General features: G+C 67.1%; 22 protein-coding genes. 14 read left to right on the forward strand and 8 right to left on the reverse strand.

The features are described from left to right. Positions 1–13: 13 nt before the first annotated feature. Entirely contained in the window at positions 14–3,184 is a 3,171-nt protein-coding gene (locus C1927_RS13545; RefSeq protein ID WP_079222404.1) for a multidrug efflux RND transporter permease subunit, read from the forward strand. Positions 3,185–3,334: 150 nt separating this feature from the next. Here C1927_RS13545 and C1927_RS13550 read toward each other — a convergent pair whose 3' ends face one another. Both C1927_RS13550 and C1927_RS13555 read right to left on the reverse strand, forming a co-directional pair. Then, positions 3,335–3,622 (reverse strand): hypothetical protein, encoded by a 288-nt coding sequence (locus C1927_RS13550; RefSeq protein WP_108747851.1) that lies wholly within the window; start codon positions 3,620–3,622, stop codon positions 3,335–3,337. A gap of 188 nt (positions 3,623–3,810) precedes the next feature. Next, the gene (locus C1927_RS13555) at positions 3,811–4,959 is read right to left on the reverse strand and encodes an acyl-CoA dehydrogenase family protein (RefSeq protein ID WP_079222405.1); all 1,149 of its coding nucleotides are present in this window, start codon (positions 4,957–4,959) and stop codon (positions 3,811–3,813) included. Positions 4,960–5,122: 163 nt separating this feature from the next. Here C1927_RS13555 and C1927_RS13560 point away from each other — a divergent pair, with 163 nt between their 5' ends. The 4 genes from C1927_RS13560 to C1927_RS13575 are packed head-to-tail and all read left to right on the forward strand — an operon-like array spanning position 5,123 to position 11,070. Further along, positions 5,123–6,052 carry a metalloregulator ArsR/SmtB family transcription factor gene (locus C1927_RS13560; RefSeq protein ID WP_079222406.1) on the forward strand — a complete coding sequence of 310 codons (930 nt, stop codon included), beginning with the start codon at positions 5,123–5,125 and terminating at the stop codon, positions 6,050–6,052. 7 nt (positions 6,053–6,059) lie between these two features. Next, positions 6,060–7,154 carry a homocysteine S-methyltransferase family protein gene (locus C1927_RS13565; RefSeq protein ID WP_079222407.1) on the forward strand — a complete coding sequence of 365 codons (1,095 nt, stop codon included), beginning with the start codon at positions 6,060–6,062 and terminating at the stop codon, positions 7,152–7,154. After that, a complete protein-coding gene (gene metH / locus C1927_RS13570) occupies positions 7,151–9,835 on the forward strand; it encodes a methionine synthase (RefSeq protein WP_108746979.1) in 2,685 nt (894 codons plus the stop codon). The genes C1927_RS13565 and metH overlap by 4 nt, the downstream gene beginning before the upstream one ends. A gap of 47 nt (positions 9,836–9,882) precedes the next feature. Further along, a complete protein-coding gene (locus tag C1927_RS13575; protein WP_108746980.1) occupies positions 9,883–11,070 on the forward strand; it encodes an MFS transporter in 1,188 nt (395 codons plus the stop codon). A 48-nt stretch (positions 11,071–11,118) separates the two neighbouring features. Here the strand turns inward: C1927_RS13575 and C1927_RS13580 are convergent, their stop codons facing one another. The 5 genes from C1927_RS13580 to C1927_RS13600 form a co-directional block, all read right to left on the reverse strand. Then, positions 11,119–11,805: a DUF2058 family protein gene (locus C1927_RS13580; protein ID WP_108746981.1), complete on the reverse strand. Its 687-nt coding sequence runs from the start codon at positions 11,803–11,805 to the stop codon at positions 11,119–11,121. A 10-nt stretch (positions 11,806–11,815) separates the two neighbouring features. Continuing rightward, positions 11,816–12,055: a SlyX family protein gene (locus C1927_RS13585; RefSeq protein WP_079222411.1), complete on the reverse strand. Its 240-nt coding sequence runs from the start codon at positions 12,053–12,055 to the stop codon at positions 11,816–11,818. After that, positions 12,048–13,397, reverse strand: a complete 1,350-nt coding sequence (locus tag C1927_RS13590) for a UDP-glucose/GDP-mannose dehydrogenase family protein (protein WP_079222412.1) — start codon at positions 13,395–13,397, stop codon at positions 12,048–12,050. The genes C1927_RS13585 and C1927_RS13590 overlap by 8 nt, the downstream gene beginning before the upstream one ends. Before the next feature lie 22 nt (positions 13,398–13,419). Continuing rightward, on the reverse strand, positions 13,420–14,397 hold the full coding sequence (locus tag C1927_RS13595; RefSeq protein ID WP_108746982.1) for an FKBP-type peptidyl-prolyl cis-trans isomerase: 978 nt from the start codon (positions 14,395–14,397) through the stop codon (positions 13,420–13,422). 96 nt (positions 14,398–14,493) lie between these two features. Beyond that, positions 14,494–15,081 carry a glutathione peroxidase gene (locus tag C1927_RS13600; protein ID WP_108746983.1) on the reverse strand — a complete coding sequence of 196 codons (588 nt, stop codon included), beginning with the start codon at positions 15,079–15,081 and terminating at the stop codon, positions 14,494–14,496. A 619-nt stretch (positions 15,082–15,700) separates the two neighbouring features. Between C1927_RS13600 and C1927_RS13610 the strand changes: the two genes are divergently transcribed. The 6 genes from C1927_RS13610 to C1927_RS13635 all read left to right on the forward strand — a co-directional run bounded on the left by C1927_RS13610 (position 15,701) and on the right by C1927_RS13635 (position 20,047). Next, on the forward strand, positions 15,701–16,060 hold the full coding sequence (locus C1927_RS13610) for a GntR family transcriptional regulator (protein ID WP_079222416.1): 360 nt from the start codon (positions 15,701–15,703) through the stop codon (positions 16,058–16,060). After that, positions 16,060–16,935 carry an ABC transporter ATP-binding protein gene (locus C1927_RS13615; protein ID WP_108746985.1) on the forward strand — a complete coding sequence of 292 codons (876 nt, stop codon included), beginning with the start codon at positions 16,060–16,062 and terminating at the stop codon, positions 16,933–16,935. The genes C1927_RS13610 and C1927_RS13615 overlap by 1 nt, the downstream gene beginning before the upstream one ends. Beyond that, complete coding sequence (locus C1927_RS13620; RefSeq protein WP_079222418.1) at positions 16,932–17,957, forward strand: hypothetical protein; 1,026 nt, start codon at positions 16,932–16,934, stop codon at positions 17,955–17,957. Before C1927_RS13615 ends, C1927_RS13620 begins: the two co-directional genes overlap by 4 nt. A 21-nt stretch (positions 17,958–17,978) precedes the next feature. Further along, positions 17,979–18,866: a DUF2807 domain-containing protein gene (locus tag C1927_RS13625; RefSeq protein ID WP_108746986.1), complete on the forward strand. Its 888-nt coding sequence runs from the start codon at positions 17,979–17,981 to the stop codon at positions 18,864–18,866. Between the two features lie 31 nt (positions 18,867–18,897). Then, the gene (locus tag C1927_RS13630) at positions 18,898–19,515 is read left to right on the forward strand and encodes a hypothetical protein (RefSeq protein ID WP_108746987.1); all 618 of its coding nucleotides are present in this window, start codon (positions 18,898–18,900) and stop codon (positions 19,513–19,515) included. 106 nt (positions 19,516–19,621) lie between these two features. Then, on the forward strand, positions 19,622–20,047 hold the full coding sequence (locus C1927_RS13635) for a hypothetical protein (protein ID WP_108746988.1): 426 nt from the start codon (positions 19,622–19,624) through the stop codon (positions 20,045–20,047). Between the two features lie 57 nt (positions 20,048–20,104). Here the strand turns inward: C1927_RS13635 and C1927_RS13640 are convergent, their stop codons facing one another. Then, positions 20,105–21,544 carry a class II fumarate hydratase gene (locus C1927_RS13640; RefSeq protein WP_108746989.1) on the reverse strand — a complete coding sequence of 480 codons (1,440 nt, stop codon included), beginning with the start codon at positions 21,542–21,544 and terminating at the stop codon, positions 20,105–20,107. Between the two features lie 232 nt (positions 21,545–21,776). On the opposite strand from C1927_RS13640, the gene purB reads away from it, so the two are divergent. The 3 genes from purB to C1927_RS13655 all read left to right on the forward strand — a co-directional run bounded on the left by purB (position 21,777) and on the right by C1927_RS13655 (position 26,124). Continuing rightward, entirely contained in the window at positions 21,777–23,144 is a 1,368-nt protein-coding gene (purB, locus tag C1927_RS13645) for an adenylosuccinate lyase (RefSeq protein ID WP_108746990.1), read from the forward strand. Positions 23,145–23,802: 658 nt separating this feature from the next. After that, the gene (locus tag C1927_RS13650) at positions 23,803–25,218 is read left to right on the forward strand and encodes a cupin domain-containing protein (RefSeq protein ID WP_079222424.1); all 1,416 of its coding nucleotides are present in this window, start codon (positions 23,803–23,805) and stop codon (positions 25,216–25,218) included. A gap of 3 nt (positions 25,219–25,221) precedes the next feature. Next, positions 25,222–26,124, forward strand: a complete 903-nt coding sequence (locus C1927_RS13655; RefSeq protein ID WP_108746991.1) for a GNAT family N-acetyltransferase — start codon at positions 25,222–25,224, stop codon at positions 26,122–26,124. Positions 26,125–26,274: the final 150 nt, after the last annotated feature.

A 26,274-nucleotide genomic window follows, 5' to 3' on the forward strand; every position in this document is an offset into this window, starting at 1 on the left:
GGAACCTTCCGTCATGCCTAAATTTTTCATCGAACATCCAGTCTTCGCCTGGGTGGTTGCGATCCTGATCTCGCTCAGCGGCGTGATCGCGATCCTCAACCTCGGCGTCGAGTCCTATCCCAACATCGCCCCGCCGCAGGTGACCGTCCAGGCCACCTACCCGGGCGCGAGCGCGGACACCACTGAAAAATCGGTCACCCAGGTGATCGAGCAGCAGCTGACCGGTATCGATCACCTGCTGTACTTCAGCTCGTCCTCGTCCTCCAACGGCCGTGCGCAGATCACCCTGACCTTCGAGACCGGCACCGATCCGGACATCGCCCAGGTGCAGGTGCAGAACAAGGTGTCGCTGGCCACGCCACGACTGCCTTCAGAAGTGACCCAGCAGGGCGTGGTGGTGGCCAAGGCCAACGCCGGCTTCCTGATGGTGGTCGGCCTGCGTTCGGACACCGGCACGATCAGCCGCGACGCCCTGAACGACATCGTCGGTTCGCGCGTGCTCGACCAGGTTTCGCGTATCCCCGGCGTCGGCAGCACCCAGCAGTTCGGTTCCGAGTACGCCATGAACATCTGGCTGAACCCGGAAAAGATGCAGGGCTACGGCCTGTCGGCCAGCGAAGTGCTGGCGGCGGTGCGCGCGCAGAACGTGCAGTTCGCGGCCGGTTCGCTGGGTTCGGATCCCTCGCCGGATGGCCACTTCACTGCCACGGTTTCAGCCGAAGGCCGCTTCAGCTCGCCTGAAGAGTTCGAGAACATCATCCTGCGGGCCAATGCCAACGGCTCGCGCGTGCTGCTCAAGGACATCGCCCGCGTCGCCTTCGGTGCCAACAACTACGGCTTCGATACCCAGTACAACGGCCAGGCCGCCGGTGCCTTCGCCATCCAGCTGCTGCCGGGCGCCAACGCCCTGAACGTGGCCGATGCCGTGCGCGCCAAGATGGACGAGCTGCAGCCGAGCTTCCCGGCCGGCGTCAGCTGGTTCTCGCCGTACGACAGCACCACCTTCGTCAAGATCTCCATCGAGGAAGTGGTCAAGACGCTGTTCGAAGCGGTGTTGCTGGTGTTCCTGGTGATGCTGATCTTCCTGCAGAACTTCCGCGCGACGATCATCCCCACCCTGGTCATTCCGGTGGCCCTGCTGGGTACGTTCCTGGGCATGTGGCTGATCGGCTTCACCATCAACCAGCTGACCCTGTTCGCAATGGTGCTGGCGATCGGCATCGTGGTCGATGACGCGATCGTGGTCATCGAGAACGTCGAACGCATCATGACCGAGGAAGGCCTGGCGCCGAAGCCGGCCACGCAGAAGGCGATGACCCAGATCACCGGCGCGGTGGTGGCCATCACCGTCGTGCTGGCGGCGGTGTTCATCCCCTCGGCCCTGCAGGGCGGTGCGGCCGGTGAGATCTACAAGCAGTTCGCGCTCACCATCGCCATCTCGATGGCGTTCTCCGCGTTCCTGGCGCTGGGCTTCACCCCGGCCCTGTGCGCGACCTTCCTCAAGCCGACCCACAACGACAACCCGAACATCGTCTACCGCACCTTCAACAAGTACTACGACAAGATCAGCGGGACCTACGTCGGCCACATCACCTCGGCGGTGAAGCACGCGCCGCGCTGGATGATCCTGGCCGTGGTGCTCACCGCACTGTGCGGCTTCCTGTTCACCCGCATGCCGGGCAGCTTCCTGCCGGAAGAAGACCAGGGCTACGCACTGGCCATCGTGCAGCTGCCGCCGGGCTCGACCAAGGGCCAGACCAACGAAGTCTTCTCGCAGATGCGCGGCATCCTGAAGGACCAGGAAGGCTACGAAGGCCTGATGCAGATTGCCGGCTTCAGCTTCGTCGGTTCGGGCGAGAACGTGGGCATGGGCTTCATCCGCCTCAAGCCGTGGGCCGACCGCAAGGTCACCGTGCCCGAGTTCATCCAGAACATGAACGGCGCGTTCTACGGCATCAAGGAGGCGCAGATCTTCGTGGTCAACCTGCCGACCGTGCAGGGCCTGGGCCAGTTCGGCGGCTTCGATATGTGGCTGCAGGACCGTGGTGGCCAGGGCTACGAACAGCTGACCCAGGCGCGCAACATCCTGCTGGGCAAGGCGGCGCAGGAAAGCGACAAGCTGACCGGCGTGCGCCCGAACGGCCTGGAAAACGCCCCGCAGCTGGCGCTGCATGTCGACCGCGTGCAGGCGCAGTCGATGGGCATGTCGGTGTCGGACGTGTACAGCACCATCCAGCTGATGCTGGCCCCGGTGTACGTCAACGACTTCTTCTACCAGGGCCGCATCAAGCGCGTGACCATGCAGGCCGACGCGCCGTACCGCACCGGCCAGGAATCGCTGAAGAGCTTCTACAGCCCCTCCAGCCTGACCACCAATGCCGACGGCACCAATGCCATGATCCCGCTGAACACGGTGGTCAAGTCGGAATGGGTGTCGGCACCGCCGTCGCTGAGCCGCTACAACGGCTACTCGGCCATCAACATCGTCGGCTCGCAGGCACCGGGCAAGAGCTCGGGTGAAGCGATGACGGCGATGGAAGACATCGTCACCAACGACCTGCCGGCCGGCTACGGCTATGACTGGTCGGGCATGTCCTACCAGGAAATCCTGGCAGGCAACGCCGCGACGCTGCTGCTGGTGCTGTCGGTGGTGGTGGTGTTCCTCTGCCTTGCCGCACTGTATGAAAGCTGGTCGATCCCGGTGGCGGTGCTGCTGGTGGTGCCGCTGGGCGTGCTGGGTGCCATCGGCCTGTCGATGATCCGCGGCCTGCCCAACGACATCTTCTTCAAGATCGGCATGATCACGGTGATCGGCCTGGCCGCGAAGAACGCGATCCTGATCGTGGAGTTCGCGGTGGAACAGCGTGCCGCGGGCAAGACCCTGCGCGATGCCACCATCGAAGCGGCCCGCCTGCGTTTCCGCCCGATCCTGATGACCTCGTTCGCGTTCATCATGGGCGTGATCCCGATGGCCATCTCCACCGGTGCCGGCGCCAACTCCCGCCACGCCATCGGTACCGGCGTGATCGGCGGCATGCTGTTCGCCACCCTGCTGGGCCTGCTGATGATCCCGGTGTTCTTCGTGGTCGTGCGCCGCATGCTGGGCGACAAGCTGGATGAACCCTCCAAGGAGTTCATGGAGCGCCAGCGCGACGCCGAAGCCGCACACCGCCCGGATCGTTGATCCGGCGGTAGGCAGAAATGAAAAGGCCCCGGAGCGATCCGGGGCCTTTTTTGTTGCCGCATCGCGGGGCCACGGTAGATGCCAACCTTGGTTGGCGCCCTCGGATTCGTGCCAACCAAGGTTGGCACCTACCAGAGCAACGACCGTCCCTCAGCGCAGCAGCGCGACCACGGCACACACCGCCACGATCACCAGCGCGGCCCACTGCATGGGCACGAAGAAGACATGATGCGGCGCCGCCTCGCCCTTCTGCCGCGGCGCGCGGTTCAACCACAGGCCCAGCAGCACGTTCACGGCCGCACCGATGCCCCCACCCAGCAGCACCTGCTGCAGCGGAATGTTGCCCTTCGGGCCGTCGTGCGGGAAGAAGTACGCCAGCAGCAGGATGCCTGCGATCGGCGTCACCAGCGTCATGAATCCCCAACCGCGATAGATCATCGTGCAGACCTTGAAAAAAACGGCCTGCATTGTAGCGGGGCTCGGGCACGCGACCGCTTTCTGTAGCGCCGAGCCCATGCTCGGCTGCGTGTACCGGAGCCGAGCATGGGCTCGGCTCTACACGCCCCACCGTCAGCGCGCATCCACGCACGGCCACGCCGCCATTGCAGCGGCGCGGCCGCTCGAACTCAGCGCAGGCCCGTCTCGTTGCGGGCGATCACCAGGCGCTGGATTTCCGAGGTGCCTTCGTAGATCTCGGTGATCTTGGCATCACGGAAGTAGCGCTCCAGCGGCATTTCCTTGGAATAGCCCATGCCGCCGTGGATCTGCACGGCCTGGTGGGTGATCCACATGGCCGCTTCGGACGCGGTGAGCTTGGCGATGGCCGCTTCGTTGCTGAAGCGCTTGCCCTCGCCCTTCACCCATGCAGCGCGCAGGGTCAGCAGCAGCGCCGCGTCCAGCTTGCACTTCATATCGGCGATCTTGGCCTGGGTCATCTGGAAGGTACCAATGGCGGCACCGAAGGCCTTGCGGTCCTTCACGTATTCCAGGGTTGCCTCATAGGCAGCACGGGCGATGCCGATGGCCTGCGAGGCGATGCCGATGCGGCCGGCGTCGAGCACGCCCATGGCGATCTTGAAGCCCTCGCCTTCCTGGCCCAGCACGTCCTCGGCCTGGGCCACGTAATCGTTGAACTCGATCTCGCAGGTGGCCGAGGCGCGGATGCCCAGCTTCGGCTCGGTCTTGCCGCGGCCGAAACCGGCCTTGTCGGTGTCGACCAGGAACGCGGTGATGCCACGCGCGCCCTTGTCCGGCTCGCTCATCGCGAACAGCACGATGTACTTGGCCACCGGGCCGGAGGTGATCCAGCTCTTCTTGCCATTGATGACGTAGGTGCCGTCGGCCTGCTTGACCGCGCGGCAGCGCATGGCCGTGGCATCCGAACCGGACTGCGGCTCGGTCAGGGCGAAGGCACCGATGGCTTCGCCTTCGGCGATGGCGCGCACGTACTTCTGCTTCTGCGCCTCGCTGCCATGGGTCAGGATGCCGTTGCAGAACAGCGAATTGTTGACCGACATGATCGTCGAATGCGCAGCATCACCGGCGGCGACCTCCACCATCGCCAGCACGTACGCAATCGGGTCCATGCCTGCACCGCCGTATTCGGTCGGCACTTCGATGCCCATCAGGCCGTTCTCGCCCAGCAGGCGGATGTTCTCCAGGGGGAATTCGCCGGTGCGGTCATGGTGCTCCGCGCTCGGGGCGATCTTTTCCTGCGCGATGCGCCGCGCAACGTCCTGCAGCATCAACTGCTCTTCAGTAAAGCTGAAATCCACAACACCCTCCCAGGGACATGATGATATGGGCCACGCACAGCGTGCCCAGGTGCGCCGATTGTACCGGGGCCGGGCAACGGCGGCTGACTTGCGGGTGGTGGTGGCTTGACCGGGACAGGCGCCGTCGGCGAATATATCTCTATATCGCGATAGGTAGATATTTATGGATCTGGAAGACTGGTCGACCCGCCTGAAGGTGTTCGCCGACGCCACCCGTGTGCGCCTGCTGGCGCTGCTGGAACAGGAAGAGCTGACCGTGGCCGAGCTGTCGGCGATCACCCGGCTGGCGCAGCCGCGGGTGTCGACCCACCTGGCGCGCCTGAAGGAAGCGGGCCTGGTCCGCGACCGCCGTGCCGGCGTGTCGGCCTACTACCGCTTCGACGATGCCCAGCTGGACCCGGCGCAGCGCGCATTGTGGCATGCCTTGAGCAACGGAAGCGATGACCCGCTGCTGCGCCAGGATGCTGAACGCGTCGCCGCAGTGATGGCCAGCCGTGCCGCCGACCAGAACTGGGCCGACAGCGTGGCCGGCGACATGGAACGCCACTACTCGCCGGGCCGCACCTGGGAAGCGCTGGCACGCACGGCACTGCCGCTGCTGGAAACCGGCGACGTGCTGGACATCGCCTCCGGTGACGGCGTGCTGGCCGAACTGGTCGCGCCGCACGCCAGCCGCTACGTGTGCATCGACACCAGCGCGCGCGTGGTGGCCGCCGCCAGCGAGCGCCTGCGCCGCCTGCCCAACGTGGAGGTGCGCGAGGGCGACATGCACGCCCTGCCCTTCAAGGACCGCACGTTCGACCTGGTGGTGCTGATGCACGCGCTGACCTATGCCAGCAAGCCGGCGCAGGCCGTGGCCGAGTCCGCGCGCGTGCTGCGCCCGGGTGGCCGCCTGCTGCTGTGCAGCCTGGCCCGCCACGAGCACAAGGCCGCGGTGGAAGCCTATGGCCACGTCAACCTCGGCTTCAGCGACAAGGAACTGCGCAAGTTCGTCGACAAGGCCGGGCTGCAGGTCTCCAGCCTGGAAACGGTGACCCGTGAAAAGCGCCCGCCGCATTTTGAAGTCATCTCGCTGATCGCCAACAAGCCCTGAGGTCGCCGTGTCCGCCCTGCCCTGGCTGCATCCCGAACGTGCCCATGCCCTGCTCGCCGCGCTGCGCGAGCGCATCCTGATCATCGATGGGGCAATGGGCACCATGATCCAGCGCCATGGCCTGCAGGAAGCGGATTACCGCGGCGAACGTTTCGCCGGGGGCTACGACCACAGCCATGGCCCCGGCTGCGACCACGGCACGCCGGAAGGCCATGACCTGAAGGGCAACAACGACCTGCTGCTGCTGACCCGGCCGCAGGTCATCGGCGATATCCACACCGCCTACCTGCAGGCCGGTGCGGACCTGGTGGAAACCAACACCTTCAACGCCACCTCGGTCAGCCAGGCCGACTACCACCTGGAACACCTGGTGTATGAACTGAACAAGGCAGGCGCCGCCGTCGCGCGTGCCTGCTGCGATGCCGTGGAAGCAACCACGCCGGACAAGCCGCGCTTCGTCATCGGCGTGATCGGGCCGACCAGCCGTACCGCTTCGATCAGCCCGGACGTGAACGATCCCGGCTTCCGCAACACCAGTTTCGACGAACTCCGCGATACCTACCGCGAGGCCATCGAAGGCCTGATCGACGGTGGTGCCGACACCCTGATGGTGGAGACCATCTTCGACACGCTCAACGCCAAGGCCGCGCTGTATGCGCTGGAAGAGGCCTTCGATGCACGCGGCGCGCGCCTGCCGGTGATGATCTCCGGCACCATCACCGATGCCTCCGGCCGCACCCTGTCGGGGCAGACCGCCGACGCCTTCCATGCGTCGCTTGCCCACGCACGCCCGCTGTCGATCGGCCTGAACTGCGCGCTGGGTGCCGACGCCATGCGCCCGCACGTGGAAACCCTGTCCCAGGTGGCCGACTGCCACGTCAGCGCCCACCCCAATGCGGGCCTGCCCAATGCCTTCGGCGAGTACGACGAGACGCCCGAGGAAATGGCCGCCACCCTGCGCGGCTTTGCCGAGGATGGCCTGCTGAACCTGGTGGGTGGCTGCTGCGGCTCCACGCCGGACCACATCCGCGCCATCGCCGAAGCCGTGGCCGGCCTGCCGCCGCGCGCCCTGCCCGGCGCACAGGAGCAGCAGGCCGCATGAGCACCTCACCCTACACCCGCCTGTCCGGCCTGGAACCGCTGGTCATCACTCCGGACCTGTTGTTCGTCAACGTCGGCGAACGCACCAACGTCACCGGCAGCGCGCAGTTCCGCAAGCTCATCAAGGAAGGCCGCTACGAAGAAGCGGTGGACGTGGCCCGCCAGCAGGTGGCCAGCGGCGCGCAGATCCTCGACGTCAACATGGACGAGGGCCTGATCGATTCGGAAGCGGCGATGACCCGCTACCTCAACCTGATCATGTCCGAGCCGGACATCGCGCGCATTCCGGTAATGGTCGATTCCTCCAAGTGGAGCGTGATCGAGGCCGGCCTGAAATGCCTGCAGGGCAAGAGCGTGGTCAACTCGATCTCGCTGAAGGAAGGCGAGGCGCTGTTCCGCGAGCATGCCCGCAAGGTGCTGCGCTATGGCGCCGCGGCGGTGGTGATGGCCTTCGACGAGGCCGGCCAGGCCGACACCTGCGCACGCAAGGTCGAGATCTGTACCCGCGCCTATCGCATCCTCGTCGATGAGATCGGCTTCCCGCCGCAGGACATCATCTTCGACCCCAACATCTTCGCTGTCGCCACCGGCATCGAAGAGCACGACAACTACGCGGTCGACTTCATCGAAGCCACCCGCATCATCAAGCAGACCCTGCCGCACTGCCATGTGTCCGGCGGCGTCTCCAACGTCTCGTTCTCGTTCCGCGGCAACGAAACGGTGCGCCAGGCCATCCATTCGGTGTTCCTCTACCACGCCATCGCCGCCGGCATGGACATGGGCATCGTCAACGCCGGCGCCATGCCGATCTACGACGAGCTGGAGCCGGAACTGCGCGAGCGCGTGGAGGACGTGATCCTCAACCGCCGCAGCGATGCCACCGAACGCCTGCTGGAGATTGCCGAGCGCTACAAGGGCAAGAAGGGCGCGGCGAAAACCGAAGACCTCGCCTGGCGCGAGAAGCCGGTGGCGCAGCGCCTGGCGCATGCACTGGTGCACGGCCTGGATGCCTTCGTGGAAGAGGACACCGAGCTGGCGCGACAGGCCTCCAGCCGCCCGCTGGACGTGATCGAAGGGCCGCTGATGGACGGCATGAACGTGGTCGGCGACCTGTTCGGCGCCGGCAAGATGTTCCTGCCCCAGGTGGTGAAGTCCGCGCGCGTGATGAAGAAGGCCGTGGCCTACCTGCTGCCCTACATCGAAGCGGAGAAGGCGCGCAGCGGCGACACCGCCCGCAGCAACGGCAAGATCATCATGGCCACGGTGAAGGGCGATGTGCACGACATCGGCAAGAACATCGTCGGCGTGGTCCTGGCCTGCAACAACTTCGAGGTCGTGGACCTGGGCGTGATGGTGCCGGCGCAGAAGATCCTCGACGCCGCGCGCGAGCACAACGCCGACCTGATCGGCCTGTCCGGACTGATCACGCCCTCGCTGGAAGAAATGAGCCACGTGGCGCGCGAGATGGAGCGCCAGGGCTTCGACCTGCCGCTGCTGATCGGCGGCGCGACCACCTCGCGCGCGCATACAGCGCTGAAGATCGACCCGCATTACAAGGCGCCGACCGTCTGGGTGAAGGATGCCTCGCGCGCCGTCGGCGTGGCCCAGTCGCTGATCTCGCGCGACCTGCGCGAAGCCTTCGTCGCCGCCAACGAAGCCGACTACGCCGAAATCCGCGCCCGCCATCGCAACCGCGGCGATGCCAAGCGCCTGGTTTCGCTGGAACACGCGCGCGGGCAGAGATTCCAGGGTGACTGGGTGAACTACACACCGCCGGCCCCCAGGCAGCCGGGCCTGCATGTGTTCGATGACTACCCGCTGGCCGAACTGGTCGATTACATCGACTGGACACCGTTCTTCCAGGCGTGGGAACTGGCCGGCAAGTACCCGGCCATCCTCACCGACGAGATCGTCGGCACCCAGGCCAGCGAGCTGTACCGCGACGCCCGCACGATGCTCGACCGCATCGTCGGCGAGAAGTGGCTGCAGGCCAAGGCCGTGTTCGGGCTGTGGCCGGCCAACAGCGTCGGCGATGACGTGCGCGTGCAGCACCCGCAGGGCGAGACCACCCTGCACTTCCTGCGGCAGCAGGTGGACAAGCCCGCCGAGCGCCCGGACTTCTGCCTGGCCGATTTCGTCGCGCCCGCCGACAGTGGCCGGCAGGACTGGATCGGTGCCTTCGCGGTGACCGCCGGCATCGGCATCGACGCCCACGTCGCGCGCTTCGAAGCCGAGCATGACGACTACAACGCGATCCTGCTGAAAGCACTGGCCGACCGCTTTGCCGAAGCGCTGGCCGAGCGCCTGCACCAGCGCGTGCGCACGGAATTCTGGGGCTACGACCACGCCGAGACGCTGGACAACGAAGCCCTGATCGACGAAAAGTATCGCGGTATCCGCCCGGCGCCCGGCTATCCCGCCTGCCCCGAGCACAGCGAAAAGCGCCGGCTGTTCGACCTCCTGCAGGCCGAGGCCAACGCCGGCATGGAGCTGACCGAGAGCTTCGCCATGCTGCCCACCGCCGCCGTGTCGGGCTACTACTTCAGCCACCCGCAGAGCCAGTACTTCGTGGTGGGCCGCCTCAGCCGCGAACAGGTCAGCGACTACGCCCGCCGCAAGGGCGTCGACCGCGCCCAGGCCGAGCGCTGGCTGGCCTCCAACCTCGACTACGACCCCGAATGAGACGGTGGCGCTGGGCATGCCCCGGCGCCACGTGCATTATTCCCGCGATGACCGTTCCCGCCGCACGCCTGTCCAGCTTCTACCTGTTCTATTACGCCGCGCTCGGCGCGTTCACGCCGTACTGGAGCCTGTTCCTGACCGCGCGCGGGATGAGCGTCACCGCCATCAGCGTGATGATGGGCCTGTGGTACGCCACCCGCGTGATCGCGCCCAGCACCTGGACATCACTGGCGGCGGCCTCGCCACGCCCGATCCGCCTGCTGCGGGTGGGCTGCGTGCTGACGCTGCTGAGTTTCGCGGTGTTCCTGCTGCCGCTGCCGCAGCCGTGGATGTACCCGGCGATGGTGGTGTTCTGCTTCTTCTACAACGCGGTGATGCCGCAGTTCGAGTCGATCACCCTCACCCACCTGGGCAGCGACAGCCATCGTTATGGGCTGATCCGCGTCTGGGGCTCGCTGGGCTTCATCGCCATTGTCACCCTGTTCGGCTGGCTGATCGAAGGCGACGGCAGCGGCAGCCGCGCCGGGCTGCTGCCATGGATGATGCTGCCGCTGTTCGCCCTGCTGGTGGCTTCGGCCTTCAGCAACCAGTACGCACGCGGCATCGGCAAGGCCGAGGGCGACGCCAGCGGTTTCTGGCAGATCGTGCGCCGGCCGCCGGTGCTCGCGTTCTTCCTGGCCGCGTTCATGGAACAGCTGTCGTTCGGGCCGTACTACACGTTCTTCTCGGTCTACATGGACCACCACGGCTACCGCACCTCGACCCTCGGCCTGTTGTGGACCATCGGCGTGGTGTTCGAGGTGGGCGTGTTCTTCACCATCGGCCGCTTCTTCCGCCGCTACGACGCCAGCTGGATGCTGCTGATCGCCCTGGTCAGCTCCTGCCTGCGCTGGGCGGTCACCGCATTGTTCCCGGAAAACCTGCCGGTGATGCTGCTGGCGCAGACCGCACATGCGCTGGGCTTCGCCGCCTTCTTCGCCGCGGCCATGCAGATGCTGGCGACCTATTTCCCGGGCCGGCTCAACGGCCACGGCCAGGGCCTGCTGTACGGTTTCTCGTCCGGTGTCGGCGGCGTGCTCGGCGCACTCATCGCCGGCCAGCTGTGGCCCATCGACAACGGCCGCACCGCGTTCCTCGCCGGAAGCGGCTTTGCCCTGGTCGGCGCCCTGCTGTGCTTCTTCGCGCTGAGCCTGCCGTTGATCCGCGCGCGGCGCAGCGCCACCGGCACGCACTGACGAAAACGCCGGGCAATGCCCGGCGTCCTCGTCATCCTGCAGGCCTGCTTACCAGACCAGGTCGTCCGGCACCTGGAACTGCGGATCCGCATACGGATCTTCTTCGGCCGGTGCATTCGGATCGACCTTCAGCGCCACCGATGCGGCGAACACGGCCTCCGACTGCGCCAGCAGCTCGGCGGTCACCAGCAGGTAACGGCCGTTGAGCTGCACCACGCCCAGCTCACCCGCATTGAGCGCGGTCAGCTGCGCAGCGGTCACGTAGATGCGCTTGATCTTGCCGCCGTAGGGGAAGTGACGGGCGATGTCGGCCGCCTCGTCATTGAGCCCCTTGTCCTTCAGCAGTTCTTCCAGCTTGGCCTTGGCCTCGCGGCGCTGGCGCGCTTCTTCCTGCTTCAGGCGCTCGGTCTCGATGCGCTCTTCTTTTTCCTTCTGCGCGCGGATGGCGTAGGCCTTGGCCAGGTCCATCTCTTCGGCAGTGCGCGGCTTGCGCGGGCCCTGCTGGCCCGGGCCGCGCGACGGGCCGGGCTTGCCGGCACCACCACGGCCATGGCCACGACGCTCGCCGGGCTTTTGTTCGCCCTTGCCAGCGCCCTGCGGCCTTGCATTGCCATCGCCATTGCCACCCTTGCCCTGCGGGCGGCCATCACGGCGGGGGGCATCGTTCTTGCGCTCGGGCTTGGGTGCCGGCTTGAAGCCCAGGCCCATCAGCTGGTCGCGGAGGGTATCGCTCATAGGAATCGGATCAGTAGTGCGGCGGCGGCGGTTCGCTCGCCGGATCGGAAGAATTCAATGCGTTGCGGACCTTGCCCAGGTCTTCCAGCAGCACGCGCAGCACATCGGCATTGCGGCTGCCCTGCATGCTTGCAGCGGCCAGCGCATCGCTCAGTTCGGCCAGCGCGTGTTCCTGGAAGGACACGCGCATCTCCAGTTCGACCAGGCGCGCTTCCAGCGCCTGCTCACGTTCACTCGGCAACTCAGACATGCAACGAACGCCCCCGGCCAATGCCGTAATAAGCCAGGCCGGCAGCCTCGACCTCGGACGGGTCGTACAGGTTGCGGCCATCGAACACCACCGCGTCCTTCAGCTGCGAACGCAGCGCCTGGAAATCGGGGCTGCGGAACTGCTTCCACTCGGTCACCACGACCACCGCAGCGGCGCCCTGCAGGGCCTCGTCGGCACTGCCGCAGAACACCAGATCGTCGCGCTGCCCGAAGATGCGCTGCGCTTCATGGGTGGCTTCCGGGTCGTAGGCACGCACCGTCGCACCGGCGTCCCAAAGCTGGGCCAGCAGGCGGCGGCTGGATGCCTCGCGCATGTCGTCGGTATTGGGCTTGAAGGCCAGGCCCCACACCGCAAACGTCTTCCCACGCAGGCTCGCGCCCGCATCCGTGCCGTAATGGCGCTGGATGAGTTCGAACAGGTGGCCCTTCTGCGCATCATTGACCGCTTCGACGGCATTGAGCAGCTTCGGCTCCAGGCCGTACTGCTGCGCGGTGCTGGCCAGCGCCTGCACATCCTTGGGGAAGCACGAGCCACCGTAGCCGGCGCCCGGGTAGATGAAGTGCCAGCCGATGCGCGGGTCCGAACCGATGCCCTGGCGGACCTGCTCGATGTCGGCGCCGACGCGCTCGGCGATGTTGGCGATTTCGTTCATGAACGAAATCTTGGTCGCCAGCATCGCGTTGGCCGCGTACTTGGTCAGCTCGGCCGAACGCACGTCCATTTCCACCACGCGGTCGTGGTTGCGGTTGAACGGTGCATACAGGCGGCGCATCACCGCCACCGATTCGGCGCTGGTGGCGCCGATGATGATGCGGTCCGGGCGCATGCAGTCAGCCACCGCATCGCCTTCCTTCAGGAACTCGGGGTTGGACACCACGTCGAAGGCGATGTCCGCGCCACGCGCGGAAAGCTCGGCGGCGATCGCTGCACGCACCTTGTCGGCGGTGCCCACCGGCACCGTCGACTTGTTGACCACCACGGTCGGCACGCTCATGTGCCGGCCGATGGTGCGGGCCACGGCCAGCACGTACTGCAGGTCGGCGCTGCCATCCTCGTCCGGCGGCGTGCCGACGGCGATGAACACCACCTGCCCATGGCCGATGGCGGCTGCGGCATCGGTGGTGAACGCCAGCCGCGACGCGGCGTGGTTGGCCTTCACCATCGGCTCCAGGCCCGGCTCGTAGATCGGGATGATGCCCTGGTTGAGGCCGTCCACCTTGGCCTGGTCGATATCGACGCAGACCACCTGGTGGCCGGCATCGGCCAGGCAGGTCCCTGTCACCAGACCGACGTAGCCGGTACCGAAAATCGCAACGCGCATGTCCGTGCTGACTCCTGGGGGCTTACGGCAGAACGCCCAGCAGCTCGACGTCGAAGGTCAGCGTGGCGTTCGGGCCGATCGGGCCACCCGGGGTGCCGTTCTCGCCATAGGCCAGGTCGCCCGGGATCCAGAAGCGGTACTTGGAACCGACCGGCATCAGGGCCACGCCCTCGGTCCAGCCCTTGATGACCTGGTCCAGGCCGAACTCGGCCGGGCCACGGCTGGCGGAGCTGTCAAACACGGTGCCGTCCAGCAGCTTGCCTTCGTAGTTCACGCGCACCTTGCTGCTCGGCAGCGGGCGCTCGCCGCTACCCGGGCGGATCACCTGGTACTGCAGGCCCGAGGCGGTGGTCACCACGCCCGGCTGGGTCTTGTTCTTGGCCAGGAACGCGTTGCCTTCCTGACGGTTGGTCTGCGCAGCCTGGGCGGCCTTGGCCTGCATTTCAGCCTGCTTGGTGCTCATGAACGACTGGATGGTGGCCGTCGCGTCAGCTTCGGTCATCTTCGGCTGGCCCTTGCTCAGAGCGGTGCTGATCGCGTCAAACAGCGAGGCCGTATCGATGTCATCCTTCAGCTGCGCCAGCGACGGGCCGACCGAGTAGGAACCGATCATCTGAGCGACCTTGACGCGGTCGACCTTGGCCGGCTGCGAGCCCGGTGCCATGCCCGGAACCTGCTGGCCGTTGCGGGCCATCACGACCTGGCGCAGGGCCGCGTCGGTGGCCTTGGCCTGGTCCTGGGTGATCTGCGGCTGCAGGCCTTCGAACGAACGCTCGACGGCGGTGCGCAGGGCGGCCACGTCGATTTCATCGGCGATCGGTGCGAACGACTTGGCCACATCCAGACCGATGGCGTAGCCGAGCTTCTGCTTGGGGGAATTCAAGGTTGCGGTCTCCTTGGCGGCCGCCGGTGCGGCCGGTTGTTGCGACAGGGCAGCACCAGAGGTGCCCATCGCCAGAATCAGAACCGACGCCGCTGCGCCGCGCATTCCCATCTTCATTCGCTGCATTCCTGGAAGTGTCTGGGCGCCGACGTCGGCGCGAAAGCAATCATTGTCGCACGCACGCCGGAGATGTCGAGGCGTGCGTGCCGTCATTCAATGGGTGGCCGGCGCAGCCAGCGCCTTGTCGATGGCCGCTTTCAGCTGCGGATCATCCGGTGTGACCTTGCTGGCGAACTGGGCAATGACCTTGCCATCGCGGCCCACCAGGTACTTGTGGAAGTTCCAGCCCGGGGCAACGCCGGTGGCGGCGGTCAGGCGCTGGTACAGCGGCGTGGCCTCGGCACCGACCACGTGCACCTTCTCGAACATCGGGAACTTGACGCCGTAGGTCAGCGTGCAGAAATCCTGGATCTGCTTCTCATCGCCGGGCTCCTGGCCCTTGAAATCATTCGACGGGAAGCCGAGCACGGCAAAGCCCTTGCTGGCGTACTGCTTGTGCAGCGCCTCCAGGCCTTCGTACTGCGGGGTGTAGCCACACTTGCTGGCGGTGTTGACCACCAGCAGCACCTGGCCGTGGTAGCGCTTTTCCAGGTTGACCTGCTGCTTGCCGGCCAACGGGCGGTAGCTCACATCAAGCAGATCGGCGGCCAGGGCGCTGGCCGACCCGGCCAGGCCAAAGGCCAGCACGGTCAACAGGGACAGGCCGCGAAGGCGGCGCGGGAGAGCAGTCGGCAGAGGCATGAGGGTCGTTCCGCGGTAGCTGTTTCAGGGCTCCGGCCAGCTCCGGCCGGGAATCGGCCGAACTATAGCACCGGGGCCCGGAGCGCCTGCCGTTGCAGGGGCCGCCTCACTTTGCGCGGCGTGGCGGCTGCCGCCCCTGGGGCCCGCCAGCGCACCGCCGATGACATAGCATCGATGTTGCTGAATGGAAGCGGGTCCGGAAAACACGGCTGTGCGAAGCCCGTTCTCCAATCAGATCAATCACTTGACTCGATAGCTTCAGAAGTGTGACCACCCCTGCCATCAGTTGGGTTGCAGCGGGTCTTGCACGACAGCGTGCCGGTGTTATAGTTGCATACAACACCAGTCACCTGAGACAGGGGGAAACCATGAACATCCAGATGCGACGCCGCCATGCCGCCCCTGCGGTCACGGCCGTATCCACGCTGTTGGCCCTGCTCTGGCTGGCCCTGCCGGCACCGCCGGTGCCCTCCTCCTCCCCCGACAACACCCCGCAGGACGCAGCACCCTTCACGGCCGGGAACGCCGAACCCTCTCCCCCTCCCCCGCGTCGGCTGCACAGCTCCCTGTCCATGCCGTACTTCTCGTTCGCACAGCCGCTGACCCCACGGAGCTGAATATGAGCGACATCCAGTGGAGCGACGGCGCTCCCATCTACCGCCAGCTGAAGGAGCGCGTGATCGCCATGATGCTCGACGGAATCCTCAAGCCGGGCGACGCCCTGCCTTCGGTGCGCCAGGTGGCCGCCGACTACCAGCTCAATCCCATCACCGTTTCGCGCGCCTACCAGGAACTGGCCGATGAAGGCCTGGTCGAGAAGCGCCGCGGCCTGGGCATGTTCATGACCGAGCAGGCCGCCACGCAGCTGCGCAGCAGCGAGCGTGAGCGCTTCCTCAATGAAGAATGGCCGGCGGTCCTGGAGCGCATCCAGCGCCTGGGCCTGAGCCTCGACGAATTGCTGCCCCAGGGGAAGATCTGATGAGTACCGTCGCAAGCGAAGCCGTCATCACCGCCAAGGGCCTGCGCAAGGCCTACAAGAACACCGTTGCCCTCGACAACGCCAGCTTCTCCATCCCGGCAGGCCGCATCGTCGGCCTGATCGGGCCCAATGGCGCCGGCAAGACCACCGCACTGAAGGCCATCCTCGGCCTGACCTCGGTGGAGGGCGAGCTGTCGGTGCTGGGCCGCGACCCGCGGGCGCACCGCGATGAACTGATGAAGGACATCTGCTTCATCGCCGACGTGGCCGTGCTGCCGCGCTGGCTGAAGGTGCGCGAGGCCATCGATTTCGTGGCCGGCGTGCACCCGCGCTTCGACCGCGCCCGCTGCGAACGCTTCCTGGCCAACACCAAGCTGCAGCCCAAGCAGCGCGTGCGCGAGCTGTCCAAGGGCATGATCGTGCAGCTGCACCTGGCCCTGGTGATGGCCATCGACGCCCGCATCCTGGTGCTGGACGAGCCGACCCTGGGCCTGGACATCCTGTACCGCAAGGAGTTCTACCAGCGCCTGCTGGAGGACTACTTCGACGAGCAGAAGACGATCATCGTCACCACCCACCAGGTGGAAGAGATCGAGCACATCCTCAGCGACGTGATGTTCATCCGCGATGGCCGCGTGGTCCTCAGCGCGGAGATGGACGAGGTGGGCGAACGCTACACCGAGCTGCTGGTGGGTGCAGACCAGCTGGAAACCGCCCGCGCACTGAAGCCGATCGACGAGCGCGCCCAGGCCTTCGGCAAGACCGTGCTGCTGTTCGACGGCGTGCCGCGCAGCCAGCTTTCCACCCTGGGCGAGACCCGCAACGCGGGCCTGGCCGATCTGTTCGTCGCTGTCATGAAGGGGACCTACGCATGAATGCCGTCAACCATCCGGTCAGCCCCGCAGGCACCCTGCGCTGGCTGCTCAAGCGCGAATACTGGGAGAACCGCGGCGGCTTCCTGTACGCCCCGCTGATCGCCGGCATCGTCTCGCTGCTGATGAGCGCGGTGGGCATCGGACTGGGCCTGTTCGCCCTGCACCGCGCCGCCCGCGACGGCGGCCTGCACGTCGATGGCGAGGACGTGAACATCAACGGCCTGGACCTGGCCCTGCTGACTCAGAAGATCAGCGCCAAGGACATGGCCGACCTCGGCAACGGCCTGGACCTGACCCTGCTGCTCAGCTCCACCTGGCCCTTCCTGGTGCTGGCCTTCGTGGTGTTCTTCTACTGCCTGGGCGCCCTCTACGACGACCGCCGCGACCGCAGCATCCTGTTCTGGAAGTCGCTGCCGCTGTCGGACACCCAGACCGTGTTGTCCAAGGTGATCAGCGCCCTGGTCATCGCGCCGCTGGTGGCCACCCTGGCCGCCGTCGCCACCATGTTCGGCTTCCTGCTGATCATCAGCATCGTCGCGGTCACCCACGGCGGCAGCGCGACCACCCTGATCTGGGGCCCGGCCAGTCCGCTGACCCTGAGCGCCGGCCTGCTGACCGCCATCCCGGTGTACGCGCTGTGGGCGCTGCCGACCGCCGGCTGGCTGCTGCTGTGCTCGGCCTGGGCCAAGAGCAAGCCGTTCCTGTGGGCGGTCATGCTGCCGCTGTTCGCCGGCATCATCGTCAGCACCACCAAGCTGATGCATGTGTTCGACATGACCACCGGCTGGTTCTGGCAGCACATCGTCGGCCGCCTGCTGCTGGGCACGGTGCCGGGCGTGGACCTGGTCTACCGCCTCAGCGCGAGCGACAGGGCCAAGAGCGTCGAGTCGCTGGCCGCGCTGATGAGCCCGGCCGAGCAGCTGAAGACCCTGGCCATGCCCGACCTGTGGATCGGTGCAGCGTTCGGCGTCGCCTTCATCATCCTGGCCATCCGCCTGCGCAAGCGCGCCGGCGAAATCTGATCCCTTCCCGGAGAGACCACCATGCGTACCCTGCTCGCCTGTAGTGCCCTGTTGCTGCTGTTGCCGCTGTCGGTGCAGGCCGCCGACGCACCGAACTGCAAGCTTTCCGCGCCGCGCTCGCTGAAGCTGGACACGGCCGGTGCCAAGGCCGTGGTGTTCGAGGTCAACCAGCACGATCTGAAGGTGGTCGCCAATGCCGGCGGTGGCCAGCTGGAAGGCCGCGCCTGCGCGTCCAGCCAGGAGCTGCTGGACCAGCTGCGGCTGGACCAGCGCCGCGAAGGCGACAAGCTGGTGGTCAGCCTGCGCCGTGACAGCCGGCCCGGCCTCAGCCTGGGCAACTTCCATGCCTGGCTGGACATCCGTGGCAGCGTGCCGGACAACCTGCCGCTGCAGTTCCGCATCGGTTCCGGCGATGCCAGCGTGGACAACGCGCAGTCGCTGAGCATGGATGTCGGCTCCGGTGATGGCATCGCCCGCGGCACGCGGGGCAGCGTGCATGCTGCGGTCGGCTCGGGCGACCTGGACATCGACGGCGCCGCATCGCTGAACCTGCTGTCGCTGGGTTCGGGCGACGTCAAGGCCCGCAACATCGGCGGCGACGCCGTGGTCGGCACCGTCGGTTCGGGTGACCTGAAGATCAGCGACGTGCGTGGCAACGCGCGGCTGGAAACGGTCGGCTCGGGCGACATCGGCTTCCGCCAGGTGAAGGGCAACGTGGAGATCGGCGTGGTCGGCTCCGGCGACGTGGACATCGACCAGACCGGCGGCAACGTGCACGTGCGCAGCCACGGCTCGGGCGACATCACCGTCAACGGCGCCGGCGGCAACCTGACCGTCGACCACAGTGGCAGCGGCGACGTCCGCCATCGCGACATCGGCGGCAAGGTCACCCTGCCGCGCGGCAAGTAAGCCATCCATCCATTGCCTTGAGGAGAACGCCATGAACCTGCTGCGCCTGATGCCTGCCGTCCTGCTGTGCCTGCCGCTGATCGCCTGTGGCGGCACGTCCTCGTCTTCCTCTTCGCCGTCGGACACGTCGCCGGGCAAGGCCGTGGCCGATGCCACCGGCGAGATCGGCAAGAGCGTCAAGGAAGCCACCGACAAGGCCCGTGAGGAAATCGCCAAGGGCAACATCAAGATTTCCTCGGACAAGCAGCCGCGTGCGGAGATCACCCCGGATGGCCGCCTGCTGATCGCCGGCAAGGAAGTGGAGACCACGCCGGCACAGCGTCGCCAGCTGCTGGACTATCGCGGCCAGATCGCCGGCATCGCCCAGGACGGCATGGAGATCGGCGTGGCCGGTGCCAAGCTGGGCGCCAGCGCCGCCAGCGAAGCGATCAAGGGCGTGTTCAGTGGCGACACCGACGGCATCGAGAAGCGCATCAATGCCGAGGCCGAGAAGATCGAAGCCCAGGCCAAGCAGCTGTGCAACCGGCTGCCGGCGATGCTGGCCAGCCAGCAGGCACTGGCCCGCGACCTGCCGGCGTTCCAGCCCTACGCCACCATGGACCAGCGCGACATCGACGACTGCAACACCAACACCGTGGTCAACCGCTGACCCTGTGACACTTCGCCGCACCCGGCCGGCAACCTGACCCGTTGCCGGCCGTGCCGGGCCGCCCGGGCTTACAATGGCGGCCCCCGATGCACCCGATAGAACCGCCATGAAGAAGCTGTTGCTGCTGCTGGTCGCCCTGCTCTGCCTGGGCCTGGCCGGCTGCGACCAGGACTACCGCAACCACCGCGCCGAGCGCGGCAAGCCCAAGATCTCCGTCAGCGAAAGCATGGTGACGGTGCGCCGCCAGCCGGCGCCGAACATCATCATCCTGCCCGACGGCACGATGAAGGTGGACGAGATCCAGATCCCGCTGAACGATGGCCAGCGGCAGATGCTGCAGACCATGTTCGGCAAGCTGCAGGTGCTGCGCCAGAACACCCTGGTGGCGGCCCCGGCCGATCCGAACATGCAGCCGGTGAAGATCCAGCCACCGGAGGGCATGGAGGTGATTCCGCCGGACCTGGTGCAGGCCATCCCGGAGTTCAAGGATTACACCGAGACGTTCGGCAACATCGTCGCCGACCGCCGCTGATACGAAAAACGCCGCCCCAGGGGCGGCGTTTTCGTTTGGTGCGTGGATGCCGCCAGATCAGCCGCCGGCACCACCACCACCGGCCTGGATGCCACCGGCGGTCAGCGCGGCCGGGTCCAGCAGGCGGCGCAGCTCGGCCTCGTCCAGGCCGCTGTCCTCCAGCGCCACATCCAGCACCGGGCGCTGTTCCTTGTAGGCCCGCTTGGCGATGGCCGCCGCCTTCTCATAGCCGATGATCGGGTTCAGCGCGGTCACCAGGATCGGATTGCGCGCCAGCGCCTCGGCCACGCGGTCCTCGCGCACCTTCAGCCCCTTGATCGCGCTGTCGGCCAGCAGGACGGACACGTTGGCCAGCAGGCCGATGCCATCGAGCAGGTTCACCGCGATCAGCGGCAGGGTGACATTGAGCTGGAAGTTGCCGGTCTGCCCGGCCACGGTGATCGCGGTGTGGTGGCCGATCACCTGCGCGCAGGCCATCACGGTCGCCTCGGGAATGACCGGGTTGACCTTGCCCGGCATGATCGAGCTGCCCGGCTGCAGGGCCGGCAGTTCGATCTCGCCCAGCCCGGCCAGCGGACCGGCGTTCATCCAGCGCAGGTCATTGGCGATCTTGATCAGGGCCACGGCCAGGGCATTGAGCTGGCCGGACAGTTCCACGGCATCATCCTGCGCGGCCAGGCCTTCAAACTTGTTCGCCGCGCTGTCGAACTTGACACCGGTCTGCTGCTTGAGGGCCTTGGCCACCTGCTCGCCGAAGCGCGGATCGGCATTGATGCCGGTGCCGATGGCGGTGCCGCCCAGCGGCAGGCGACGCACGCGCTTGAGGCTGTCTTCGATGCGTTCCTGTGCCGAGGCCAGCTGCGCCGACCACGCGCCAAATTCCTGCTCGAAGGTCAGCGGCATCGCATCCATCAGGTGGGTGCGGCCGGTCTTGACCACCTTGCGCAGGCTGCGGCCCTTCTTGTCCAGGGTCTTGCGCAGGTGCACCAGCGCCGGCAGCAGATGCTCGTGCACGGCCAGCACCGCCGACACGCGCAATGCCGTCGGGATCACATCGTTGGAGCTCTGCCCCTGGTTGACGTGGTCGTTGGGGTGCACCACGGTCTTGCCCGCCTTGCCGGCACGGTTGGCCAGGGTGGCGATGACCTCGTTGGCATTCATGTTCGAGGAGGTACCCGAACCGGTCTGGTAGACGTCGATGGGGAAATGCGCGTCCCACTGACCGGCCGACACTTCGGCGGCAGCCACCTGGATGGCCTTGGCCACGACCTTGGGCAGGTGGCCCAGCTCGGCGTTGACGCCGGCGGCAGCGCCCTTCACCAGGCCCAGGGCACGGATGAAACCGCGCGGCATGCGCTGGCCCGAGACCGGGAAGTTCTCCACGGCACGCTGGGTCTGCGCGCCCCACAGGGCGTCGGCAGGTACCTGCAGTTCACCCATGCTGTCGTGTTCGATACGGAACGTCGCGGTTCCACCCTTGCTTGCAGCTTTGCTCATTGCATCAACTCCGCACTACTTCTGTTGGGGAAAGGGAAGCGGCGGCTGGCAGCGGGTCGCTTCCCGGGGCTGGCGGCTGTGCCAACGATACTCCCTTGTCCGAAGCATGGAACGCCGCCGATGGGTCGCACCGTCCGATCGGTAGCGCCGGCCGCTCGCCGGCAACGCCGAAGCGCGGCAGCCCGCAGCGTCGTAGAATATGGCCCCCGCCGCTCGCCCCAGCCCTGCCGACATGTCCGATTACGCCCTGCTCGCCCTGTCCCCGCTCGATGGCCGCTATGCCGGCAAGGTCGACGCCCTGCGCCCGATCTTCTCCGAATACGGCCTGATCAAGGCCCGCATCACGGTCGAAGTCGAGTGGCTGCTGGCCCTGGGCGCCGAGCCGGGCATCGTCGAACTGGCCGCGTTCTCCGAGGCGGCCACCACCCGCCTGCGCGCCCTCGCCGCCAACCTCACCGCGGCCCAGGCCGCGCGCGTGAAGGAGATCGAGCGCACCACCAACCATGACGTCAAGGCGGTGGAGTACTTCATCAAGGAACAGCTGAAGGACGACGCCGAGCTGGCCCCGGCGCTGGAGTTCGTGCACTTCGCCTGCACCAGCGAGGACATCAACAACCTCAGCTACGGCCTGATGCTGGAACAGGCCCGCCGCGAAGTGCTGCTGCCGAGCCTGGACGGCGTCGCCGCCACCCTGCGCACCCTGGCCCACGCCCAGGCCGCACAGCCGATGCTGTCGCGCACCCACGGCCAGACCGCCTCGCCGACCACCCTGGGCAAGGAGCTGGCCAACGTTGTCGCCCGCCTGGAGCGCCAGCGCCGGCAGATCGCCGCGGTCGAGCTGACCGGCAAGATCAACGGCGCGGTGGGCAACTACAACGCCCACGTGGCCAGCTACCCGGACGTGGACTGGCCGGCCTTCGCCGAGCGCTTCGTGACCAGCCTGGGCCTGGTGTTCAACCCGTACACCACGCAGATCGAGCCGCACGACAACATCGCCGAGATCGGCGATGCCGCGCGCCGCGCCAACATCATCCTGATCGACCTGGCCCGCGACATCTGGGGCTACATCTCGCTGGGCTACTTCAAGCAGCGCCTGAAGGAAGGCGAAGTCGGTTCGTCGACGATGCCGCACAAGGTGAACCCGATCGATTTCGAGAACGCCGAGGGCAACTTCGGCATCGCCAACGCGCTGTTCGAGCATTTCAGCGCGAAGCTGCCGATCAGCCGCTGGCAGCGTGACCTGACCGATTCCACGGTGCTGCGCGCACTGGGCACCGCCTTCGGCCACGGCCAGGTGGCGCTGGATTCGCTGGCCAAGGGCCTGGGCAAGCTGGAAGTGAACCCGCAGCGCCTGGATGCCGATCTGGACGCGGCCTGGGAAGTGCTGGCCGAGGCCGTGCAGACGGTGATGCGCCGCCATGGCCTGCCGAACCCGTACGAGCAGCTGAAGGCGCTGACGCGTGGCCAGGGCATCACGGCGGAGTCGATGCGGGCGTTCGTGGAGACGCTGGCGCTGCCGGAGGATGCCAAGCAGTCGCTGCGTGAGATGACCCCGGGCAGCTACACGGGTCTGGCTGAGGCGCTGGCTCGCAAGATCTGAGGGGTTCCTTTGCGGCGGCGGCCGCGGGCGCTGCCTGCGGCAGGCAACTGCAACAGCAACAGCTAACGTCAAAGGCGGCTCTGGGTTATGCCTTGCTTGGCGGGGCGGGTTGGGTTCGCGGGACACGCCGTGAACCCGTCCATGGGGGCTCGTAGGCGCCATCCATGGCGCCTGCGGTCCCGCGAACCCAACCCGCCCCACCCCTGACAGATTCCCGGTGACGGATCGAAGAGCATTGGGTTGTCGGGACGGAATTGAGAGGGACGCGGCTTCGCCGCGTCCCTCTTTGTTTTTCGGCGCTACACGAGCAAGCGCAGCGCGCGACCCGCGTTGCCTTTGCTTTTCTTCTTCCATTCCGTGGCGGGCCGCGCAGGAAACTGTCAGGGGCCGGGTGGGGTGGGTTCGCGGGACCGTTGGCGCCATGGATGGCGCCATCGAGCCCCCATGGATGGGTTTACGGCGTGTCCCGCGAACCCACCCCACCCGGCCCAGCGCGGCTTCGGCTTGTGAACCCACCCCGCCACGAGGGGCTCCGCCGTTGGCCGGAACCCCCGCGACAAACCCGCGCACGTGCGCAATCCCCACGAACGGCGGACAATGGAGATCTCAGGCGGCCCGCCACGCCGCCCCTCCCGCTTTCCGCTGCAAGGAATCCCCCATGGCCGCCCGCAAGTCCACCGCTCCCCTCATCGAAGTCACCGCCCGCCCCGGCAAGCCGCTGGGCATGGCCCCGGCCACGTTCCTGCGCGACTTCTGGCAGAAGCGCCCGCTGCTGATCCGCAATGCCTTCCCCGATTTCCAGACCCCGGTGCAGCCGGAAGACCTGGCCGGGCTGGCCTGCGAGGAAGGCGTGCTGGCGCGCCTGATCCAGCACGACAAGGCCCAGGACGGCTGGCGCGTGCGCAGCGGCCCGTTCCAGGAAGAGGTGTTCCCCGCCCTGCCCGACCGCGACTGGACCCTGCTCGTGCAGGACGTCGACAAGTGGGACCCGGACGTGCGCGCCCTGATCGAGCACTTCAGCTTCCTGCCGCGCTGGCGCATGGATGACGTGATGATCAGCTTCGCCGCCACCGGTGGCTCGGTCGGCGCCCACGTCGACCAGTACGACGTGTTCCTGCTGCAGGCCCACGGCCACCGTCGCTGGCAGATCGACGCCAGCGAATCGATCAAGGGCAAGCGGCCCCCGCTGGGCTTCCGCCCGGACGTGGAACTGAAGCTGCTGCAGGTGTTCAAGCCGACCCACGACTGGGTGCTGGCGCCGGGCGACATGCTGTATCTGCCGCCGAACGTGCCGCACCACGGCGTGGCCGAAGACCCCTGCCTGACCTTCTCCTTCGGCATGCGCGCGCCGGCCTCGGCCGAGCTGATCAGCGACTACCTGGACACGCTCATCGCCGATGCGGACGAGAACATCCGTTACCAGGATCCCGACCTGAAGGTCCCGGCCGATCCGAACGAAATCGATACGGTAGCGATGGCACGGGTGATCACCGCGCTCAACGCCATCCGCATGAACGATCCGGACAAGCTGGGCGACTGGTTCGGCCGCTTCATCACCACCTACCGCGCGGCGGGCGAAGTGATGGCCCACCAGGCGGCACCGGCACCGGAAGAAGTGGTGCAGGCGCTGGCTTCGGGCCTGCTGCTGCAGCGCCACCCGTGGGCACGCCTGGCCTGGCGCCGGGCCAAGCGCGGCGCCAGCCTGTATGTCAGCGGCCAGGATTTCGCCCTGCCGGTGAAGGACGCACAGCGCCTGGCCGGCGCCGAGCAGATGGACGCGGCGGCCTATCGTGGCCTGTCCGACAAGGGCCGCGCGGTGCTGCAGCAGCTGCTGGTCGGCGGCGTGTTCCAGCTGATCGACCCGAACGAGGTGTTTGACGCCGAGGACGAGGACGAAGGCGAGGATGCCGCGGTGCTGGGCGAAGTGGTCGAAGGCCACGACCAGGTGGCCGAGCTCGACGACGAGGTGGTCTCCGACGACGTGCACACCGTAAACGTGCACGACGACGGCATCGAGGTCATCGTCAACTTCGAAGACCACGACGAAGACGACAGCAACGACGGCCGCGCCTGAGCCATGGCCACCATCCGGGTCCAGCAGGTCAGCCACGCCGACGCCCACGCCGCCATCCACGACGTGCGGCAGCGGGTGTTCGTGCAGGAACAGGGCATCGCGGCCGAGCTTGAGCGGGATGCGCTGGACCCGGTCAGCGCCCACGCGCTGGCCCTGGACGCCGATGGCCAGCCGGTCGGCACCGGCCGGCTCGCCCCCGATGGCCGCATCGGCCGCATGGCGGTGCTGGCCAGCCACCGCAACCAGGGGGTCGGCGAGGCCCTGCTGGACGCACTGGTCGAGGCCGGGCGCGCGCTCGGCCTGGCCGAGGTGCACCTGCATGCGCAGCTGCCAGCCCGTGATTTCTACGCCCGCCAGGGCTTCCTGCCCGAAGGCGCGGTCTTCGAGGAGGCCGGCATCGGCCACCAGCAGATGCGCCGCCGGCTGGGCGTGGCCAGCGCCATCGACAGCCGCGCCGAGGCCGTGGCCATCACCACCGCCATCATCCACCGGGCGCGGCGCCAGCTGTGGCTGCACAGCCGCCAGCTCGACCCCGGCCTGCTGGATGCAGCACCGGTGCAGGCGGCCCTGCGCCGCTTCGTCACCGCCCGCCACGACAAGCAATTGCGGGTGATCGTGCACGACGCGGCCGCCATTGCTGCTGCCGGTTCCCCGCTGCTGGCGCTGGCCCAGCGCCTGCCCAGTGTGATCCAGTTCCGCGAGGTCAGCGATCCGATCGACCGTGCGCTGGCCTCGGCCTGCCTCGTCAATGACGCGGGCGACTTCTACTTTCGTCTTATCGGCCATCGGCTGGACGGCGAAGCCGGGATCGCGCTGCCCGCACGTTCGCAGCCGTTCGAGCAGCAATTGCAGCGCGTCTGGGACCGTTCGCGCGATTGCAGCGAACTGCGCGCGCTCGGCATCTGAGCGCGCTGTCCCGGACAAACCTGTCTGGGAGCGACACCGGGGGACGCGCAATGCCGTTGGCGGTGCCCCTTCGTGTCCGGATGGGGGTACAATTTGGCCGTTTGAACGCGCCCGTGCAGGGCTATTCATTTTCCTGCAGGGTCCTTCTGA

The organism is Stenotrophomonas sp. ZAC14D1_NAIMI4_1, from assembly GCF_003086775.1.
In the GTDB taxonomy this organism is placed as follows: domain Bacteria; phylum Pseudomonadota; class Gammaproteobacteria; order Xanthomonadales; family Xanthomonadaceae; genus Stenotrophomonas.

Coding starts and splice junctions, on each gene's coding strand:
- C1927_RS13550 (WP_108747851.1), bottom strand. CDS start 3,622: ATGATCTATCGCGGTTGGGGATTCATGACGCTGGTGACGCCGATCGCA.
- C1927_RS13600 (WP_108746983.1), bottom strand. CDS start 15,081: ATGCCTCTGCCGACTGCTCTCCCGCGCCGCCTTCGCGGCCTGTCCCTG.
- purB (WP_108746990.1), top strand. CDS start 21,777: ATGTCCGATTACGCCCTGCTCGCCCTGTCCCCGCTCGATGGCCGCTAT.
- C1927_RS13545 (WP_079222404.1), top strand. CDS start 14: ATGCCTAAATTTTTCATCGAACATCCAGTCTTCGCCTGGGTGGTTGCG.
- C1927_RS13560 (WP_079222406.1), top strand. CDS start 5,123: ATGGATCTGGAAGACTGGTCGACCCGCCTGAAGGTGTTCGCCGACGCC.
- C1927_RS13635 (WP_108746988.1), top strand. CDS start 19,622: ATGAAGAAGCTGTTGCTGCTGCTGGTCGCCCTGCTCTGCCTGGGCCTG.
- C1927_RS13650 (WP_079222424.1), top strand. CDS start 23,803: ATGGCCGCCCGCAAGTCCACCGCTCCCCTCATCGAAGTCACCGCCCGC.
- C1927_RS13580 (WP_108746981.1), bottom strand. CDS start 11,805: ATGAGCGATACCCTCCGCGACCAGCTGATGGGCCTGGGCTTCAAGCCG.
- C1927_RS13575 (WP_108746980.1), top strand. CDS start 9,883: ATGACCGTTCCCGCCGCACGCCTGTCCAGCTTCTACCTGTTCTATTAC.
- C1927_RS13625 (WP_108746986.1), top strand. CDS start 17,979: ATGCGTACCCTGCTCGCCTGTAGTGCCCTGTTGCTGCTGTTGCCGCTG.
- C1927_RS13615 (WP_108746985.1), top strand. CDS start 16,060: ATGAGTACCGTCGCAAGCGAAGCCGTCATCACCGCCAAGGGCCTGCGC.
- C1927_RS13590 (WP_079222412.1), bottom strand. CDS start 13,397: ATGCGCGTTGCGATTTTCGGTACCGGCTACGTCGGTCTGGTGACAGGG.
- C1927_RS13640 (WP_108746989.1), bottom strand. CDS start 21,544: ATGAGCAAAGCTGCAAGCAAGGGTGGAACCGCGACGTTCCGTATCGAA.
- C1927_RS13620 (WP_079222418.1), top strand. CDS start 16,932: ATGAATGCCGTCAACCATCCGGTCAGCCCCGCAGGCACCCTGCGCTGG.
- C1927_RS13610 (WP_079222416.1), top strand. CDS start 15,701: ATGAGCGACATCCAGTGGAGCGACGGCGCTCCCATCTACCGCCAGCTG.
- C1927_RS13630 (WP_108746987.1), top strand. CDS start 18,898: ATGAACCTGCTGCGCCTGATGCCTGCCGTCCTGCTGTGCCTGCCGCTG.
- C1927_RS13585 (WP_079222411.1), bottom strand. CDS start 12,055: ATGTCTGAGTTGCCGAGTGAACGTGAGCAGGCGCTGGAAGCGCGCCTG.
- C1927_RS13655 (WP_108746991.1), top strand. CDS start 25,222: ATGGCCACCATCCGGGTCCAGCAGGTCAGCCACGCCGACGCCCACGCC.
- metH (WP_108746979.1), top strand. CDS start 7,151: ATGAGCACCTCACCCTACACCCGCCTGTCCGGCCTGGAACCGCTGGTC.
- C1927_RS13595 (WP_108746982.1), bottom strand. CDS start 14,397: ATGAAGATGGGAATGCGCGGCGCAGCGGCGTCGGTTCTGATTCTGGCG.